This window comes from Streptomyces sp. NBC_01750 (genome assembly GCF_035918095.1).
In the GTDB taxonomy this organism is placed as follows: domain Bacteria; phylum Actinomycetota; class Actinomycetes; order Streptomycetales; family Streptomycetaceae; genus Streptomyces.
The window spans coordinates 2,072,231-2,087,878 of the sequence record NZ_CP109137.1 but is presented as its reverse complement, the minus strand read 5'-3'; the positions used below and the strand labels follow the sequence as shown (position 1 = coordinate 2,087,878).

At 71.5% G+C, this 15,648-nt stretch carries 13 protein-coding genes; 9 read left to right on the top strand and 4 right to left on the bottom strand.

The genetic code is table 11. The features are described 5' to 3' along the window. Window positions 1-9: 9 nt before the first annotated feature. Both OG966_RS09415 and OG966_RS09410 read left to right on the top strand, forming a co-directional pair. Entirely contained in the window at window positions 10-1,044 is a 1,035-nt protein-coding gene (locus OG966_RS09415) for a FecCD family ABC transporter permease (RefSeq protein ID WP_326655146.1), read from the top strand. A gap of 53 nt (window positions 1,045-1,097) precedes the next feature. Continuing rightward, on the top strand, window positions 1,098-1,901 hold the full coding sequence (locus OG966_RS09410) for an ABC transporter ATP-binding protein (protein WP_326655145.1): 804 nt from the start codon (window positions 1,098-1,100) through the stop codon (window positions 1,899-1,901). 63 nt (window positions 1,902-1,964) lie between these two features. Here the strand turns inward: OG966_RS09410 and OG966_RS09405 are convergent, their stop codons facing one another. Then, the gene (locus OG966_RS09405) at window positions 1,965-2,312 is read right to left on the bottom strand and encodes an SCP2 sterol-binding domain-containing protein (RefSeq protein ID WP_326649003.1); all 348 of its coding nucleotides are present in this window, start codon (window positions 2,310-2,312) and stop codon (window positions 1,965-1,967) included. A gap of 144 nt (window positions 2,313-2,456) precedes the next feature. On the opposite strand from OG966_RS09405, the gene OG966_RS09400 reads away from it, so the two are divergent. From OG966_RS09400 to OG966_RS09375, 6 genes are all read left to right on the top strand, one after another. Further along, window positions 2,457-2,783 carry a hypothetical protein gene (locus OG966_RS09400; protein ID WP_326655144.1) on the top strand — a complete coding sequence of 109 codons (327 nt, stop codon included), beginning with the start codon at window positions 2,457-2,459 and terminating at the stop codon, window positions 2,781-2,783. Between the two features lie 7 nt (window positions 2,784-2,790). Further along, a complete protein-coding gene (locus OG966_RS09395; protein WP_326649001.1) occupies window positions 2,791-3,606 on the top strand; it encodes a TlyA family RNA methyltransferase in 816 nt (271 codons plus the stop codon). Continuing rightward, window positions 3,603-4,520 (top strand): NAD kinase, encoded by a 918-nt coding sequence (locus tag OG966_RS09390; RefSeq protein ID WP_326649000.1) that lies wholly within the window; start codon window positions 3,603-3,605, stop codon window positions 4,518-4,520. The genes OG966_RS09395 and OG966_RS09390 overlap by 4 nt, the downstream gene beginning before the upstream one ends. A gap of 501 nt (window positions 4,521-5,021) precedes the next feature. Beyond that, the gene (gene recN, locus OG966_RS09385; RefSeq protein WP_326648999.1) at window positions 5,022-6,776 is read left to right on the top strand and encodes a DNA repair protein RecN; all 1,755 of its coding nucleotides are present in this window, start codon (window positions 5,022-5,024) and stop codon (window positions 6,774-6,776) included. 106 nt (window positions 6,777-6,882) lie between these two features. After that, window positions 6,883-7,128, top strand: a complete 246-nt coding sequence (locus tag OG966_RS09380; RefSeq protein WP_326648998.1) for a hypothetical protein — start codon at window positions 6,883-6,885, stop codon at window positions 7,126-7,128. An 89-nt stretch (window positions 7,129-7,217) separates the two neighbouring features. After that, window positions 7,218-8,303 carry a glycosyltransferase family 4 protein gene (locus OG966_RS09375; protein ID WP_326648997.1) on the top strand — a complete coding sequence of 362 codons (1,086 nt, stop codon included), beginning with the start codon at window positions 7,218-7,220 and terminating at the stop codon, window positions 8,301-8,303. A gap of 148 nt (window positions 8,304-8,451) precedes the next feature. On the opposite strand, the gene OG966_RS09370 is transcribed toward OG966_RS09375, so the two are convergent. The 3 genes from OG966_RS09370 to OG966_RS09360 form a co-directional block, all read right to left on the bottom strand. Next, the gene (locus OG966_RS09370) at window positions 8,452-10,080 is read right to left on the bottom strand and encodes a PucR family transcriptional regulator (RefSeq protein ID WP_326648996.1); all 1,629 of its coding nucleotides are present in this window, start codon (window positions 10,078-10,080) and stop codon (window positions 8,452-8,454) included. A gap of 171 nt (window positions 10,081-10,251) precedes the next feature. Then, window positions 10,252-11,637, bottom strand: a complete 1,386-nt coding sequence (locus tag OG966_RS09365) for an FAD-binding oxidoreductase (RefSeq protein WP_326648995.1) — start codon at window positions 11,635-11,637, stop codon at window positions 10,252-10,254. Between the two features lie 96 nt (window positions 11,638-11,733). Further along, window positions 11,734-13,536 (bottom strand): glycoside hydrolase family 15 protein, encoded by a 1,803-nt coding sequence (locus OG966_RS09360; RefSeq protein WP_326655143.1) that lies wholly within the window; start codon window positions 13,534-13,536, stop codon window positions 11,734-11,736. A 449-nt stretch (window positions 13,537-13,985) separates the two neighbouring features. Between OG966_RS09360 and OG966_RS09355 the strand changes: the two genes are divergently transcribed. After that, window positions 13,986-15,635 (top strand): CTP synthase, encoded by a 1,650-nt coding sequence (locus tag OG966_RS09355; RefSeq protein ID WP_326648994.1) that lies wholly within the window; start codon window positions 13,986-13,988, stop codon window positions 15,633-15,635. The last annotated feature ends 13 nt before the right edge of the window (window positions 15,636-15,648 follow it).

Here is a 15,648-nt window from a genome sequence, read left to right as displayed (position 1 = left end):
GCGAGGGAAATCCCAGTGAAAGCGATACGCACCCCCGGCGGACTCTCCGTCCGGGTCGATCCCCGAGCGGCCGTCGTCGTGCTGCTGCTCTCCGCCGCCACCGCTGCCACCGGAGTCGTACTCATCGGCAGCGGCGACTTCCCGATCTCATCCGGCGATGTGATCGCCACGCTGCTCGGGAACGGTACGCCGGCGCAGGAGTTCATCGTTCGGGACCTGCGGCTGCCGCGGGTGCTGGTCGCAGTCCTCGTCGGCGTCTCGCTCGCCCTCAGCGGCGCGATCTTCCAGTCCATCTCCCGCAACCCGCTGGGCAGTCCGGACGTCATCGGCTTCGGGCAGGGCGCGACCGTCGGCGCGCTCGGCGTCATCGTGCTCTTCCACGGCGGGGCCGTCGCGGTGGCGGGCGGCGCCGTCGTCGGCGGAGTGGCGACCGGCGTCGGCGTCTATGTACTGGCCTGGAAGCGCGGGGTGCACGGCTACCGGCTGGTCCTCGTCGGCATCGGTATCGCCGCCATGCTCACCGCCGCGATCCATTATCTGCTCACCAAGGCCAGCCTGGTCGACGCCACCCGGGCCACGCTGTGGATGACCGGGTCGCTCGACGGCCGCGACTGGGCGCAGGTCTGGCCACTGCTGGGCGTGTGCGCCGTCCTCGTGCCACTGGTGTCCGGGTTCGGGCGGCCGTTGCGGATGCTGGAGATGGGCGACGATGCGGCGTACGCGCTGGGCGCGCCGGTCGAACGCACCCGTCTGGTGCTGATGAGCGCCGGCGTCCTGCTCATCTCGGTAGCGACCGCGGCGGCGGGACCGATCGCCTTCGTCGCGCTGAGCGCACCGCAGCTCGCCCGTCGGCTGACCCGCTCGCCGGGACCGAACCTGGCCGCCGCGGCGGTGATGGGGGCCGCGCTGCTGCTGGTCGCCGACTGGATCGCCACCAACGCCTTCGGCGAACGGCAGTTGCCGGTCGGTGTGGTGACCGGAGTGCTCGGCGGCTGCTATCTGCTCTGGCTGCTGTTCACCGAACGCAGAGCAGGACGCATATGAGCCCCGTGAAGCCCGTGGCAGACGAACCATCGGAATCCAGGAGTATGACGACAATACAGCGCCTCACCGCGGAATCGGTCACCCTCGGCTACGACCAGCGGGTCATTGCCGAGAACCTCTCGGTGGAGATCCCCGACAACTCCTTCACGGTGATCGTCGGCCCGAACGCCTGCGGAAAGTCGACACTGCTGCGTGCCCTGTCCCGGATGCTGAAGCCGTCCGAGGGCCGGGTCCTGCTCGACGGACAGACCATCCACTCGCTGCCGGCCAAGAAGGTCGCCAGGACGCTGGGCCTGCTGCCGCAGTCGCCGATCGCACCGGACGGGATCACGGTCGCCGACCTTGTCGCGCGCGGCCGCTACCCGCACCAGGGACTGCTGCGCCAGTGGTCGCCGGAGGACGAGCGGATTGTCGAGGAGTCGATGGCAGCGACCGGAGTCGGCGAACTGGCAGAGCGCTATGTCGATGAATTGTCCGGTGGACAGCGGCAGCGCGTATGGATCGCGATGGCGCTGGCCCAGCAGACACCGCTGCTGCTGCTCGACGAGCCCACGACGTTCCTCGACATCCAGCACCAGCTCGAGGTGCTCGACCTGTGCGCGGAACTGCACGAGAACCAGGGGCGCACGCTCGTCGCCGTACTGCACGACCTCAACCAGGCCGCCCGTTATGCCACACACCTCATCGCGTTGCGCGAAGGCAGGATCGTCGCGGAGGGTGCGCCCGCGGACGTGGTCAGCGCCGAGCTGGTGGAGCAGGTCTTCGGGGTGAGGAGCCAGGTCATCGAGGACCCGGAGTCCGGGACGCCGCTGGTGGTGCCGGCGTCCCGGAGGCGTGGCGCCCCGGTGGTGTCCTGAGCGCTGGAGCACTGCCCCGGCCACCGGGACACCGTCCTGTCCGGCGGTGCGGTGTCCTGACCGCTACAGCAGTGTCCTGAGGCGGAGCAGATCGCGGAAGCCCGCCTCGAGCCTGACGCGGCCGGAGGCCCACGCCTTCGCGAAATTCAGCTCGCCGTTCACCATGGCCACCAGATCGTCGCCGCTCATCGCGAGACGGATCTGAGCCTTGTCGGCCGGCGGCCCCTGGAGCGTGTCGACCACGTCGATCCGGCCGTCCCTGAGGCGGCCGGTGAAGGTGATGTCCAGGTCCTTGATGTGGCAGCTGAGGGAACGGTCGAGCGCGGCAGCGCTGCGTACATCACCGTCCGCCCGTGCCAGGTTGTCCGAGAGTTTGTCGAGTGCGCTGCGGCACTCTTCCGTCGTCGCCATCGTGATCGACGGTACCTCAGCGCTTCGCGGTAGCGTCTGGGCATGAGCGACTCGATGCCGGGCCCGGAGATCCATAAGCAGGGGTTTCAGGTGGAACCGGTGAGCCCGGAACCGGTGAGCCCGGAAGGGGTGAGCCCGGAAGGGGTGAGCCCGGAGCCCGCGAGCCCGGAGCCCGCGAGCCCGGAGTCAGGGAACCCGGAGCCGGCGGGGCCCGAGGCGGCCGCCCGTCAGGCGTACGACCCTGCCGCGCCCGCGCCCGTCGGCGTGCAGCGCGTGCCTACCGGCAACGCCGACGTCGACGAGCGGCTGGCGCGGCTGGCCGACGCGGACCACCTCCCGGCGGACGGACACCTCCAGGTGTACGAGGATGTACACCGGGGGCTGCGCGATGCGCTGACCGCGCTCGACGCACGCCCGGCACCTGCGCCTCAGGGGCCCGCGCCATCACCCTCGTACGACAACAGGAGCTGAACCGAACGTGGCAGGAGTGGCCCGCCGCCGTCTCGACGCCGAGTTGGTACGCCGCAACCTCGCACGCTCGCGCGAGCACGCGAGCCAGCTGATCGCCGCGGGGCGGGTGACGGTCGGCGGCAACACCGCGACCAAACCTGCGACCCAGGTCGAGACCAGCGCCGCTGTCGTCGTCACCACCGACGACAGAGACCCCGACTACGTCTCGCGCGGCGGACACAAGCTCGCCGGCGCGCTGGCGGCCTTCGTGCCGCTCGGGCTGAAGGTCGAGGGCCGGCGGGCACTGGACGCGGGCGCGTCCACCGGCGGCTTCACGGATGTACTGCTGCGGGCGGGCGCCGCCCATGTCGTCGCCGTCGACGTGGGATACGGACAACTCGCCTGGTCTCTTCAGAGTGATGAACGCGTGACGGTCAAGGACCGTACGAATGTGCGCGAGCTGACGCTGGAGACGATCGACGGTGAGGCGGTGGACCTGGTGGTGGGGGACCTTTCCTTCATTCCGCTCGGGCTCGTCCTGCCCGCGCTCGTCCGGTGTACGGCGTCCGGCGCGGATCTGGTGCTGATGGTCAAGCCGCAGTTCGAGGTGGGCAAGGAACGCCTCGGCAGTGGCGGGGTCGTCCGCAGCCCGGAACTGCGTGCGGACGCGGTACGCAACGTGGCGCGCAAGGCTGGGGAGCTGGGCCTCGGCGTGCTGGGCATTACCGCCAGTCCGCTGCCGGGCCCCTCCGGGAACGTCGAGTATTTTCTGTGGCTCCGGGCCGGAGCGCCCGAGCTCGACCCGGCGGATGTCGACCGTGCAGTGGCGGAGGGACCTCGTTGACAACGACAGCGGCAGAGACACCAGTACGTACCGTTTTCCTGCTCGCGCACACCGGCAGGCCTGCGGCGATCCGCAGTGCCGAACTCGTCGTACAGGGGCTGCTGCGCAGCGGCCTCGGCGTACGCGTACTGGAGGCGGAAGCGGCCGACCTGCCGCTGCCGCCGTCCGTCGAGACGGTCCGCGAGGCGACCCCCGACGTACTCGACGGCTGTGAACTGCTGATCGTGCTCGGCGGGGACGGGACGCTGCTGCGCGGCGCCGAATTCGCCCGCGCCTCCGGGGTGCCGATGCTCGGCGTCAACCTGGGGCGGGTGGGGTTCCTCGCCGAGGCCGAGCGCGACGACCTCGACAAGGTCGTCGCCCGCGTCGTCACATGCGAGTACGAGGTCGAGGAGCGCATGACCATCGATGTCGTCGTGCACAGCAACGGCGATGTCGTGCACCGGGACTGGGCGCTGAACGAGGCGGCCGTGCAGAAGGTCTCGCCCGAGCGGATGCTCGAGGTCGTCCTCGAGATCGACGGGCGGCCGGTGACCGGCTTCGGCTGCGACGGCATCGTCTGCGCGACGCCGACCGGCTCGACCGCGTACGCCTTCTCCGCCGGCGGCCCGGTGGTCTGGCCGGAGGTGGAGGCGCTGCTGATGGTGCCGATCGGTGCGCACGCGCTTTTCGCCAAGCCGCTGGTGACCTCGCCGACGTCGGTCCTCGCGGTGGAGGTGCAGCAGCACACACCCCAGGGGGTGCTCTGGTGCGACGGGCGCAGGACGATCGAACTGCCGCCGGGCGCACGGGTGGAGGTACGGCGCGGGGCCGTTCCCGTACGGCTGGCGCGGCTGCACCACGCGTCCTTCACGGACCGTCTGGTGGCCAAGTTCGCGCTGCCGGTGTCCGGTTGGCGAGGGGCGCCGCACTAGCAGGTGTTCCGGAACACGACCAGCAGGTGTTCCGGAACATGCCCTGGTCCTCACGTGGCTGCGGATGCGGCTCGACCGGCCGCTCGGGGTGGGTGCGAGGGGCGGGCACGGTCCGGTGCGCCACACGGTCGTCGGGTGGCGTCCGGCCGGCGGGTCCGATTCCGCTTCACCGGGCCGCGCGGCTTCCACGAGTACGTCACGGAGGAAGCGGACGGCGCTGTCGTGCTGAACCATCTGCTCGCGATGGGCGTGCGGCCCCGCCCGGCTGATGCGCGTAGGGCGCGGCCCCGCCGGGCTGACGCGGCCGCTCTTCCGGCGCCGGCCGCACGATTCCGTGAGCGAGGGCAGCCCTGGCCGGGCGGAGGGTGTACGCACGTCGCGGTGGGTCCTTATGTCCGACTGCTGCGGCGTGCGAAGGGGCTCCGGTGACTCTCCGCTGCCCGGGAGAGTGAATCGGAGGCCGGGGCCCGTCGCACAGCGGGCCCCGGACCTCGTAAGGTCATGTCCGTGTTGGAGGAGATGCGGATACGGTCGCTCGGTGTCATCGACGACGCGGTCGTCGAGCTGTCACCCGGTTTCACTGCGGTGACCGGCGAGACGGGCGCGGGCAAGACCATGGTCGTCACCAGCCTGGGGCTGCTGCTCGGCGGGCGCGCCGACCCCGCCCTGGTGCGGATCGGCGCGAAATCGGCGGTGGTGGAGGGGCGGATCAGTGTGTCCGCCGACGGCCCCGCCGCCGTACGGGCCGAGGAGGCCGGGGCCGAACTCGAGGACGGCACGCTGCTGATCAGCCGGACCGTTTCTGCCGAGGGGCGCTCGCGCGCCCACCTCGGCGGGCGCTCGGTGCCGGTGGGCGTGCTGGGCGAGCTGGCCGACGAACTCGTCGCCGTGCACGGCCAGACCGACCAGCAGGGGCTGCTGCGGCCCGCGCGGCAGCGGGAGGCGCTCGACCGCTACGCGGGCGGTGCGGTCACCGGGCCGCACGCCAAGTACGCGGCCGCCTACCGGCGGCTGCGGGCCGTCTCCGTAGAGCTGGAGGAGCTGACCACGCGCGCCCGTGAGCGGGCACAGGAAGCCGATCTGCTGCGCTTCGGGCTGAACGAGATCGCGCGTGTCGAGCCGCGGGCGGCCGAGGACGTGGAACTCGCGGCGGAGGCGGAGCGGCTGGGCCATGCCGAGGCGCTGGCGTCCGCCGCGGCGCTCGCGCACGGTGCGCTGGCGGGCAACCCCGAGGACCCGGAGGGCGTCGACGCGACAACGCTGGTCGCGGGCGCGGGACGGGCACTGGACGCCGTACGCGCGCACGACCCCGCGCTGGCCGGGCTCGCCGACCGGATGGGCGAGATCTCCATCCTGCTCGGTGACGTGGCGGGAGAGCTCGCCGGGTACGCGGACAATCTGGAGGCCGATCCGCTGCGGCTGGCCGCGGTGGAGGAACGGCGTGCGGCGCTGACCGGGCTGACGCGCAAGTACGGCGGGGCCGGTGAGGGCATTGCCGCCGTGCTGGCGTGGGCGGAGGAGGGCGCGGGCCGGCTCACCGAGCTGGACGGCGACGACGACCGGATCGGCGAGCTGGCGGTGGAGCGGGACGCACTGCGGGGCGAATTGTCCGGTCTGGCGCAGGCGTTGACCGACGCGCGTACGGAGGCGGCGGCGCGGTTCGCCGACGCGGTCACCGCGGAGCTGGCCTCGCTCGCGATGCCGCACGCGCGCGTGTCCTTCGACATCAGGCAGGCCGAGTCCGCCGACGAGGCCTCGGGCGTCGAGGTGGGCGGCCGCGCGGTGGTGTACGGCCCGTCGGGCGTCGACGAGGTCGAACTGCTGCTGGCCCCGCACCCGGGAGCGCCGCCGCGGCCGATCGCCAAGGGCGCGTCGGGTGGTGAGCTGTCGCGGGTGATGCTGGCGGTCGAGGTCGTCTTCGCGGGGACGGACCCGGTGCCGACGTATCTCTTCGACGAGGTCGACGCGGGGGTCGGCGGCAAGGCGGCGGTCGAGATCGGCCGGCGGCTGGCGAAGCTCGCCAAGTCGGCGCAGGTGGTCGTCGTGACGCATCTGCCGCAGGTGGCGGCGTTCGCCGACCGGCAGCTGCTCGTCGAGAAGACGAACGACGGCACGGTCACGCGAAGCGGTGTGACGGTCCTGGAGGGCGAGGACAGGGTGCGCGAGCTGTCGCGGATGCTGGCGGGCCAGGAGGACTCGGAGACGGCCCGTGCGCACGCGGAGGAGCTCCTGGCGACGGCCCGGGCGGACGGGTAGCCAGCGGCGGGACCGTGACTGTCCGGGCGCGTGAGCCCGTGGTGCGGGCTTGCGGTGCGGAGCCCGGGCCTTGTGCCGCGGAGTCCGTGCCGTGGGGGTGCGGGCGGTGCGTGCGGAGCCTGGGGCGGGCGGCTTTGTGCCGTCGGCACGTTGGCAGCACGGATCATGCGCCCTGGGCCCGCGCCCTGGGCCGGCCCCCGTGCGGGCCGGGCGGAACCCCGCCCTGGACGCGGCCCTCGGCGCAGTCGTCGCGGGCAACGGCCGCGCCGGGCTTGCCGTTCGCGCCGTCGGTCTCGTCGCCGCGGCCGCCTACGGAGACGTCGTCAGCCGGCTCGAGCGTTCACCCATGTGAGTGATCCGGCGTACGGAGTCCAGTTCCGGACACGGGCACGACGCCCCGACGGTGCCGGAACGTGCGTACGGGCTGGCATCCTTGGCCGGGTGATACAGCTGCGTACGGTCCAAGTGCTGGGCGGCGGCAGCGCGGGCAGCAGCGCGCACGTCAGGTCGCTGGCCGAGGGGCTGGTGGCGCGGGGCGTGCGGGTGACCGTGTGCGCCCCCGCCGAACTGGAGCACGTCTACGACTTCCCCGGCGCCGGGGCCCATTTCGCGCCAGTACCGCGGCGCAGTGACCCGGCGGCGGTCGGCGCGCTGCGCGCGGCGTGCGCGGGCGCGGATGTCGTGCACGCGCACGGGCTGCACGCCGCCGTACGTGCCACGCTGGCCCTGAGCGGGCAGCGAGTACCTCTGGTCGTCACGTGGCACACGCGGGCGCACGACGACGACGGCGCGCGCGGCCGGGTGCTGCGCCTGCTGGAGCGCAGGGCAGCGCGGGCGTCGGCGGTCGTGCTCGGTACGTGCTCCGAGCTCGTCGACCGGGCCCGCACTCGGGGCGCGCGTGACGCCAGGCTCGCGCCGGTTGCCGTACCCGCGCCGCGCGGCCGGCCGGGTGGCGCGGAGAGCAAGGCACGCGCCGAACTGGGCGCTGTCGAACGGCCCTTGTTGATGACTGTCGGGAGCCTGGTGCCGCACCGGGGGTACACAACACTGCTGGACGCGGCCCGGCTGTGGCGCGGCCTGGACCCCGTGCCGCTGGTCGTGATCGCGGGGGAGGGGCGGCAGCGGGGTGCGCTCCAGCGCCGTATCGAGGCGGAAAGGCTGCCGGTGAGGCTGATGGGGCGCCGGGACGACATCGGTGAGCTGCTCGCGGCGGCGGATGTGGCGGTGCTGCCGAGCCGTTGGGAGGCTCGCTCGCTGCTCGCGCAGGAAGCGCTGAGGCTGGGCGTCCCGCTGGTCGCTACGGCGGTGGGCGGCGTCCCGGAGCTGGTGGGCGAGGCGGCGGAACTCGTTCCGTACGGTGATGCGGCGGCGCTGGGCGAGGCGGTGGCGCGGCTGCTGGGTGACCCGGGGCGGCGGGAGGAGCTGGCGGCGGCGGGGCGGGCGCAGGCGGCGACATGGCCGACGGAGGACGAGACGATCGCGCTGGTGCTGAGCGTCTACGACGAGTTGGTGGCGGGGCGGAGCTGAGGCTCGGGCCGGGGGTTCCCCGGCTCGTGGCGCGGCAGCCCGGATCCTGAGGAGCGCCGGGTACGCACCGCACGGAATCCTCAACGAGGGGATCACCGAGGCCGGCGCCATCCCACCCCCGAGCCCCTGCCCCTCTGCCGCGCCCACCTCACCCCACGTGTCGTCGCGCCCTCAGTGCCAGGCTCAACGCCAGCACGGTTTGGGGGTCGTCCAGGTCCGTGCCCAGGAGTTCCGAGATCCGGGCCAGGCGGTTGTACAGCGTCTGGCGGTTCAGGTGGAGTTCGCGGGCCGTCTCCGCCTTTCGGCCCGCGTGGGCCAGGTAGGTCTCCAGCGTCGGGAGCAGCGGCGGGCGGGACGCCCGGTCGTGGGCGCGCAGGGGGCCGATCGCACGGTCCACGAACGCCGCCAGGTCCGGATGGTCCCGCAGGCGCCACAGCAGCAGGTCGATGTCCAGCCGGCGCGCGTCGTACCACGGGCGGTCCGGGAGGCCCTGCGCCGCCGTCGCCGTCTCCGCAGCGTGGCGCAGGCCGGCCGACGCCGCCGCCCAGCTGCCGGCCATGCCCACCACCACGACCGGCGGATGCCCGCCCGCCCGCTCCAGGCCGGCCCGTTCCACACCCGCCCGCAGCGCCGTGGCGACCCGGTTCGCGACCGCCGTGCGCTCCGACTCGTTGCGCAGGCCCAGCAGTAGCGGTACGCGGCCCTCCACCGGACGTACGCCCAGCAGTACCGGCACTCCGACCGAGGCCAGCTCCTCCAGCACCGCGCGTGTCAGCAGCGCCCAGTTCCCCGAAGGGAAGAGCTCAGGGGCGAGGCGCATCACGACCGGCAGCAGCGGGCCCTCGCCCGGTCTGAAGCCCAGCACCCTCGCCTGGGCCGGCGCGTCCTCCGCCGTGATGCGACCCTCCGCGAGGTCCGTCAGGAAGTCGCCGCGGCCACGCGCCGCCAGCTCCTCGTCCTGGCGTGCCTGCATCAGTACGACCGCCAGCAGCCCGGCCGCTCGCTCCGCCGCCATCCGATGCACCGGAAGCATCGGGGAGCCGACGGCCAGCAGCACCAGCCGGGCGCGTACCGAAGCCGCCCCGTGGCCGCCGCCCGGTACGTCCACGAGGACCGCGCCGGCCGGAGGAGACTCGCGCGCGGCCCGCTGGCCGCGCAGCCCCTCCCACACCTGCAGCGGATCGGCGCCGGCCTGCCCCGACTCGGACTCGGCCGCGTAGAGCAGTTGGCCGTCCGCAGTCTCCAGGAAGACCGGGTTCGCGGTGAAGTCCGCGAGGATACGCAGCACTTGGGGCACTCCGCCGCCGTCGAGGAGCACCTCGGTACACCGCCGGTGCACTTCCTCGGCCTGCCGCAGCAACGCGTAGTGCCCGTTGACGATCTCGGTGTGGATCTCCTCCGTCACCGAGACGAAGGGGACTTCTCGGTGCAGCTGTACCAGCGGCAGCCCGGCCGCTCTGGCCGTCTCCACGATCGTCGCCGGCAGTCGGCTGAAACGCGGACCCAGCTCCACCACCAGCGCGGCGATCCCGCGGTCCGCCAGCTGCCGTACGAAGGCGCGCTGCTCGGCCGGCCGGGTGCCGAGGCCCAGGCCCGTGGTGAGCAGCAGCTCACCGCCCTTGAGGAGCGAGGCGATGTTCGGCACCTCGCCCGCGTGCACCCAGCGCACCGTGCGGTTCAGCCGTTCCGCGCAGGCGACGACCTCCGGAAGTCCGGCGCGCAGCCCGGGCAGTTCGAGCGCCCGCTGCACCGTGATTCCACCTTGGGTCGTCTCCACTGACTCTCGCCTCGCGATTCGGATCCGGTCCGACGGGCGACGGCCGCCCTGGCTGCGGACGCTACCGGGCCCGTGCATCAGTGCGCATCACCCGGCGCGTCCGGACCGACCACGCCCGCGCGGCAACCGGACAACCTGTTCGGCGCGTGCGGGCAATCGCCGTGCCTCGTCTCAGCGCAGCGGTTTGATGTTGTGGTTCCGCCGGAACACGTTGGACGGGTCGTACTTCGCCTTGACCGCGGCCAGGCGCTTGTAGTTGTCCTCGCCGAAGCCGGCGAGGACCCGCCCCCGCCCCTCGTCCCCGATGAAGTTCAGATAGACCGTGCCCTGGGACCAGGGCCGTACGGCGGCGCGTACGTCGCGGACCCACTGGATGCCGCGCCGGTCGTCGGCCGGGTCCTCCCAGATCCCGAAGGGATGGACGGCCCACTGCGCGGTGCGCCAGGGCAGCGGATAGTCGGCCTCGCTCCTTGCCACCGCGCCGCCCATCGGGAAGAGGACGTGCTGTGTGCCCGTGGGCACGGGCATGGTGTCGGCACGTGAGCAGAAGGCGTCCACGCCCTCGTCCGGGAAGCTGTCGAGGTACTCGGCCGACCAGTAGTTACGCATACCGGGCGGGTCGTCGAGCATGCACTGCAGCTCCGCGTAGGGCAGTTCGGAGATCACTTCCGCGTCGTGTCCGAGCCCCAGAAGCGGCTCGGTCACCTGCCGGGCCTCCGCTTCCGTGCCCGTGTAGGTGACCAGGGCCGCGCACACGAGCCTGCCGACCAGATGCTCGGGGACGAATGGCTCGGGCGCCCCGGTGAGGTAGATGCAGCCACCGCCTGCCTCGTCCGGCGCCGACTCCATGAAGTCACGGAAGGCACGCACGACTTCGGGTCCGGCCTCCGGCCGGAACAGCAGCATGACCATCGACATCGCGGGCAGCGAGTGCAGTTGAAGGGTGATCGCGGTCACCACCCCGAAGTTGCCGCCGCCGCCGTGCAGCGCCCAGAACAGCTCCGCGTTCTCGTCCGCACTGGCGTGGACGGTCTCGCCGTCGGCAGTCACCAGCTCGGCGGCGATCAGATTGTCGCAGGCCAGGCCGTACTTGCGCTCCAGCCAGCCGGATCCGCCGCCGAGCGTGAAGCCGCCCACACCGGTGGTGGACGCACGGCCCCCGGTGGTCGCCAGACTGAACGGCTGCGTGGCCCGGTCGAGATGGCTCATGGTGGCGCCGCCGCCGACGCGTGCCGCCCGGGAGGCGGGATCGACGATCACGGTGTGCATACGGCCCAGATCGACCACGATTCCGCCGTCGGTCGACGACATGCCCGCGACGCTGTGGCCGCCGCCGCGGACGGCGATCTCCAGTTCGTTGTCCCGGCCGAAGCGGATCGCCCTGGCCACATCCGCTTCCGTCTCGCACTGCGCGACAACGGCGGGCCGCCGGTCGAGCATGCCGTTGAAGACTGCGCGGGCGTCGTCGTATCCCTGATCGCCGGGGGCGACGGCTGTGCCGGTCAGTTCCTGGCGGAGACCGGCCAGCGCCGCCTCCGCAATGCCTTGGGGCGCCATAGTGGCCCCCTTCCGAGGGCGCGAGGGGACCTTCTCATGGTAATCCCGATGAGGGAGAGATGATCAGTCGAGCGGTCCTGCCCCGCAGCCTCGCCGTTACCCTCCGTAAGCCCCGGAAGCCGTCAGCCGCAGCGCCGTGTCGATCAGCGGCACATGGCTGAACGCCTGCGGGAAGTTGCCCACCTGGCGCTGCAGCGTCGCATCCCACTCCTCGGCCAGCAGTCCCAGATCGTTGCGCAGGGAGAGCAGCTTCTCGAACAGCCGCCGTGCCTCGTCCACCCGGCCGATCATCGCCAGGTCGTCCGCGAGCCAGAAGGAGCATGCCAGGAACGCACCCTCGTCGCCCTCCAGGCCGTCGACGCCGGCATCCGCTCCCGCGGTCGGATAGCGCAGTACGAATCCGTCCGGCGTGGCCAGCTCGCGCTGGATCGCCTCGATCGTGCCGATGACGCGCTTGTCGTCCGGCGGCAGAAAGCCCATCTGAGGAATCAGCAGCAGCGAGGCGTCCAGTTCCTTCGAGCCGTACGACTGCGTGAAGGTGTTGCGCTCCTTGTCGTAACCCTTCTCGCAGACATCGCGGTGGATGTCGTCGCGCAGTTCGCGCCACCGCTCGATCGGCCCGTCGGCGTCGCCGGACTCGATCAGCTTGATGGTGCGGTCGACCGCGACCCAGGCCATGACCTTCGAGTGCACGAAGTGCCGGCGCGGCCCGCGCACCTCCCAGATGCCCTCGTCCGGCTGGTCCCAGTGCTTCTCCAGGTAGCGGATCAGCTTCAGCTGCAGCACCGAGGCGTAGTCGTTGCGCGCGAGACCTGTCATATGGGCCAGATGCAGCGCCTCGGTGACCTCGCCGTACACATCCAGCTGCAGCTGGTGCGCGGCGCCGTTCCCGACCCGTACCGGAGTCGAGTTCTCGTAGCCCGGCAGCCAGTCCAACTCGGCCTCGCCCAGCTCCCGTTCGCCCGCGATCCCGTACATGATCTGCAGGTTCTCCGGGTCGCCGGCGACCGCGCGCAGCAGCCACTCGCGCCAGGCGCGGGCCTCCTCGCGGTAGCCGGTGCGCAGCAGCGACGACAGGGTGATCGCGGCGTCGCGCAGCCAGGTGTAGCGGTAGTCCCAGTTCCGTACGCCGCCGACCTCCTCCGGCAGCGAGGTCGTCGGCGCCGCGACGATCCCGCCCGTCGGCGCGTACGTCAGCGCCTTCAGGGTGATCAGCGAGCGCACCACGGCCTCGCGGTAGGGCCCGTTGTACGTACAGTGCTCGACCCACTCCCGCCAGAAGTCCGAGGTCGCCTCCAGCGAGCCCTCCGGGTCGGGAAGCCCCGGCGGCTGGTGGTGCGAGGGCTGCCAACTGATCGTGAAGGCGATCCGCTCACCGGGAGCGACCGTGAAATCGGAGTACGTGGTGAGGTCCTTGCCGTACGTCTCCGTGTCGGTGTCCAGCCAGACCGAGTCGGGCCCGGCGACGGCGACCGTACGACCGTCGACCTTGTGGACCCACGGCACCACACGCCCGTAGCTGAAACGCATACGCAGCGCCGAGCGCATCGGCACCCGTCCGCTCACGCCCTCCACGATCCGGATCAGCTGCGGCGCGCCGTCACGAGGCGGCATGAAATCCGTCACACGGACCGTTCCGCGTGGTGTGTCCCACTCCGATTCGAGGATCAGCGAGTCCCCGCGGTAGCGGCGACGGTCGGCGTTCGGCGGCTTGGCCCCCGCGGCATGTGCCGGGCCCAGCCTCCAGAAGCCGTGCTCCTCGGTGCCGAGCAGGCCGGCGAAAATGGCATGCGAGTCGAAGCGGGGTAGGCACAGCCAGTCCGCAGAGCCGTCCCTGCAGACCAGCGCCGCTGTCTGCATGTCTCCGATGAGTGCGTAATCCTCGATGCGCCCGGCCACGTGCATCTCCAGTCGAACGGCCACGTCCGCCCCTCGGGGCGCTTACTGCTTCAAGGGTCGTTGACGAGCGCGGGTTCCGGGTGACGGACGGGGATGGTGCCGTTTGCCGGCCTGGCTCGGCAGCGAGTGTCCGAGCAGGATACGACGGGCTCGGAAGCGAGTGTCCGAGCAGGATACGACGCAGCCTGGTGATCCGCGCGACCGTCCCGGCAACATGGGTCCGCCGAACGGGTGAGCCAGGGGTGAGCCCAAGGTGAACGGGGTGCTCATGTGGGAGCGCGCGGCCGGAAGCGGTCACCCGCTGTCGCTGATACCCTGGTACCCCGTGGACCGGTGGCCGCCCTGTGCAGAACAGGGGCCCCGAAACCGCAGCGACGGCACCCCCCGAACCCCTCGAAGGGTCGCCGGTACGCACCTCACCTCGCGACCACGGGAGCCCCCTCTTGGCGATGCCGCCCAAATCCATGACGACCAAGCACATCTTCGTCACCGGGGGTGTCGCCTCCTCCCTCGGCAAGGGCCTCACGGCCTCCAGCCTGGGCGCGCTGCTCAAGGCACGGGGCCTGCGGGTCACCATGCAGAAGCTCGACCCGTACCTGAACGTCGACCCCGGCACGATGAACCCGTTCCAGCACGGTGAGGTGTTCGTCACCAACGACGGCGCCGAGACCGACCTGGACATCGGCCACTACGAGCGCTTCCTCGACGTGGACCTCGACGGCTCGGCCAACGTCACCACCGGCCAGGTCTACTCCACGGTCATCGCCAAGGAGCGCCGCGGCGAGTACCTGGGCGACACCGTGCAGGTCATCCCGCACATCACCAACGAGATCAAGCACCGCATCCGCCGCATGGCCACCGACGACGTCGATGTCGTCATCACCGAGGTCGGCGGCACGGTCGGTGACATCGAGTCGCTGCCGTTCCTCGAGACCGTCCGCCAGGTCCGCCACGAGGTCGGCCGCGACAATGTCTTCGTCGTGCACATCTCCCTGCTGCCGTACATCGGGCCGTCCGGCGAGCTGAAGACCAAGCCGACCCAGCACTCGGTCGCGGCCCTGCGCAACATCGGTATCCAGCCGGACGCGATCGTGCTCCGGGCGGACCGTGAGGTGCCGACCGCGATCAAGCGCAAGATCTCGCTGATGTGCGACGTCGACGAGGCCGCCGTCGTGGCCGCGATCGACGCCAAGTCGATCTACGACATTCCGAAGGTGCTGCACACCGAGGGTCTGGACGCGTATGTCGTGCGCAAGCTGGACCTGCCGTTCCGCGATGTCGACTGGACCACGTGGGACGACCTGCTGGACCGGGTGCACAACCCCGACCACGAGGTCACCGTCGCGCTCGTCGGCAAGTACATCGACCTGCCGGACGCGTACCTCTCGGTGACCGAGGCGCTGCGCGCCGGCGGCTTCGCCAACAAGGCCCGCGTCAAGGTCAAGTGGGTCGCCTCCGACAACTGCAAGACCCAGGCGGGCGCCAAGAAGGAGCTCGGTGACGTCGACGGGATCCTCATCCCGGGCGGTTTCGGCGACCGGGGTGTCAGCGGCAAGGTCGGCGCGATCCAGTTCGCCCGTGAGAACAAGATCCCGCTGCTGGGCCTCTGTCTAGGCCTGCAGTGCATCGTGATCGAGGCCGCGCGGAACCTCGCCGAGATCCCCGACGCCAACTCGACCGAGTTCGACGCCGCCACCGCCCATCCCGTCATCTCGACGATGGAGGAGCAGCTGGCGTACGTCGAGGGTGCGGGCGACCTCGGCGGGACCATGCGGCTCGGCCTCTACCCGGCGAAGCTCGCCGAGGGCTCGATCGTGCGCGAGGTCTACGGCGACCAGCCGTACATCGAGGAGCGCCACCGCCACCGCTACGAGGTGAACAACGCCTACCGCGCGGAGCTGGAGAAGAAGGCGGGCATCCTCTTCTCGGGCACGTCTCCCGACAACAAGCTGGTCGAGTACGTCGAGTACCCGCGCGAGACGCACCCCTACCTGGTGGCCACCCAGGCGCACCCGGAGCTGCGTTCCCGTCCGACCCGTCCGCACCCGCTCTTCGCCGGTCTGGTGAAGGCCGCGGTGGAGCGCAGGACGGGCGTGTAGTTCCAAGCGATAC

Excerpts from the sequence above, each read along its gene's own strand:
- OG966_RS09405 (WP_326649003.1), bottom strand. The coding sequence starts at position 2,312 with ATGGCGACGACGGAAGAGTGCCGCAGCGCACTCGACAAACTCTCGGAC.
- recN (WP_326648999.1), top strand. The coding sequence starts at position 5,022 with ATGTCCGTGTTGGAGGAGATGCGGATACGGTCGCTCGGTGTCATCGAC.
- OG966_RS09365 (WP_326648995.1), bottom strand. The coding sequence starts at position 11,637 with ATGGCGCCCCAAGGCATTGCGGAGGCGGCGCTGGCCGGTCTCCGCCAG.
- OG966_RS09355 (WP_326648994.1), top strand. The coding sequence starts at position 13,986 with ATGCCGCCCAAATCCATGACGACCAAGCACATCTTCGTCACCGGGGGT.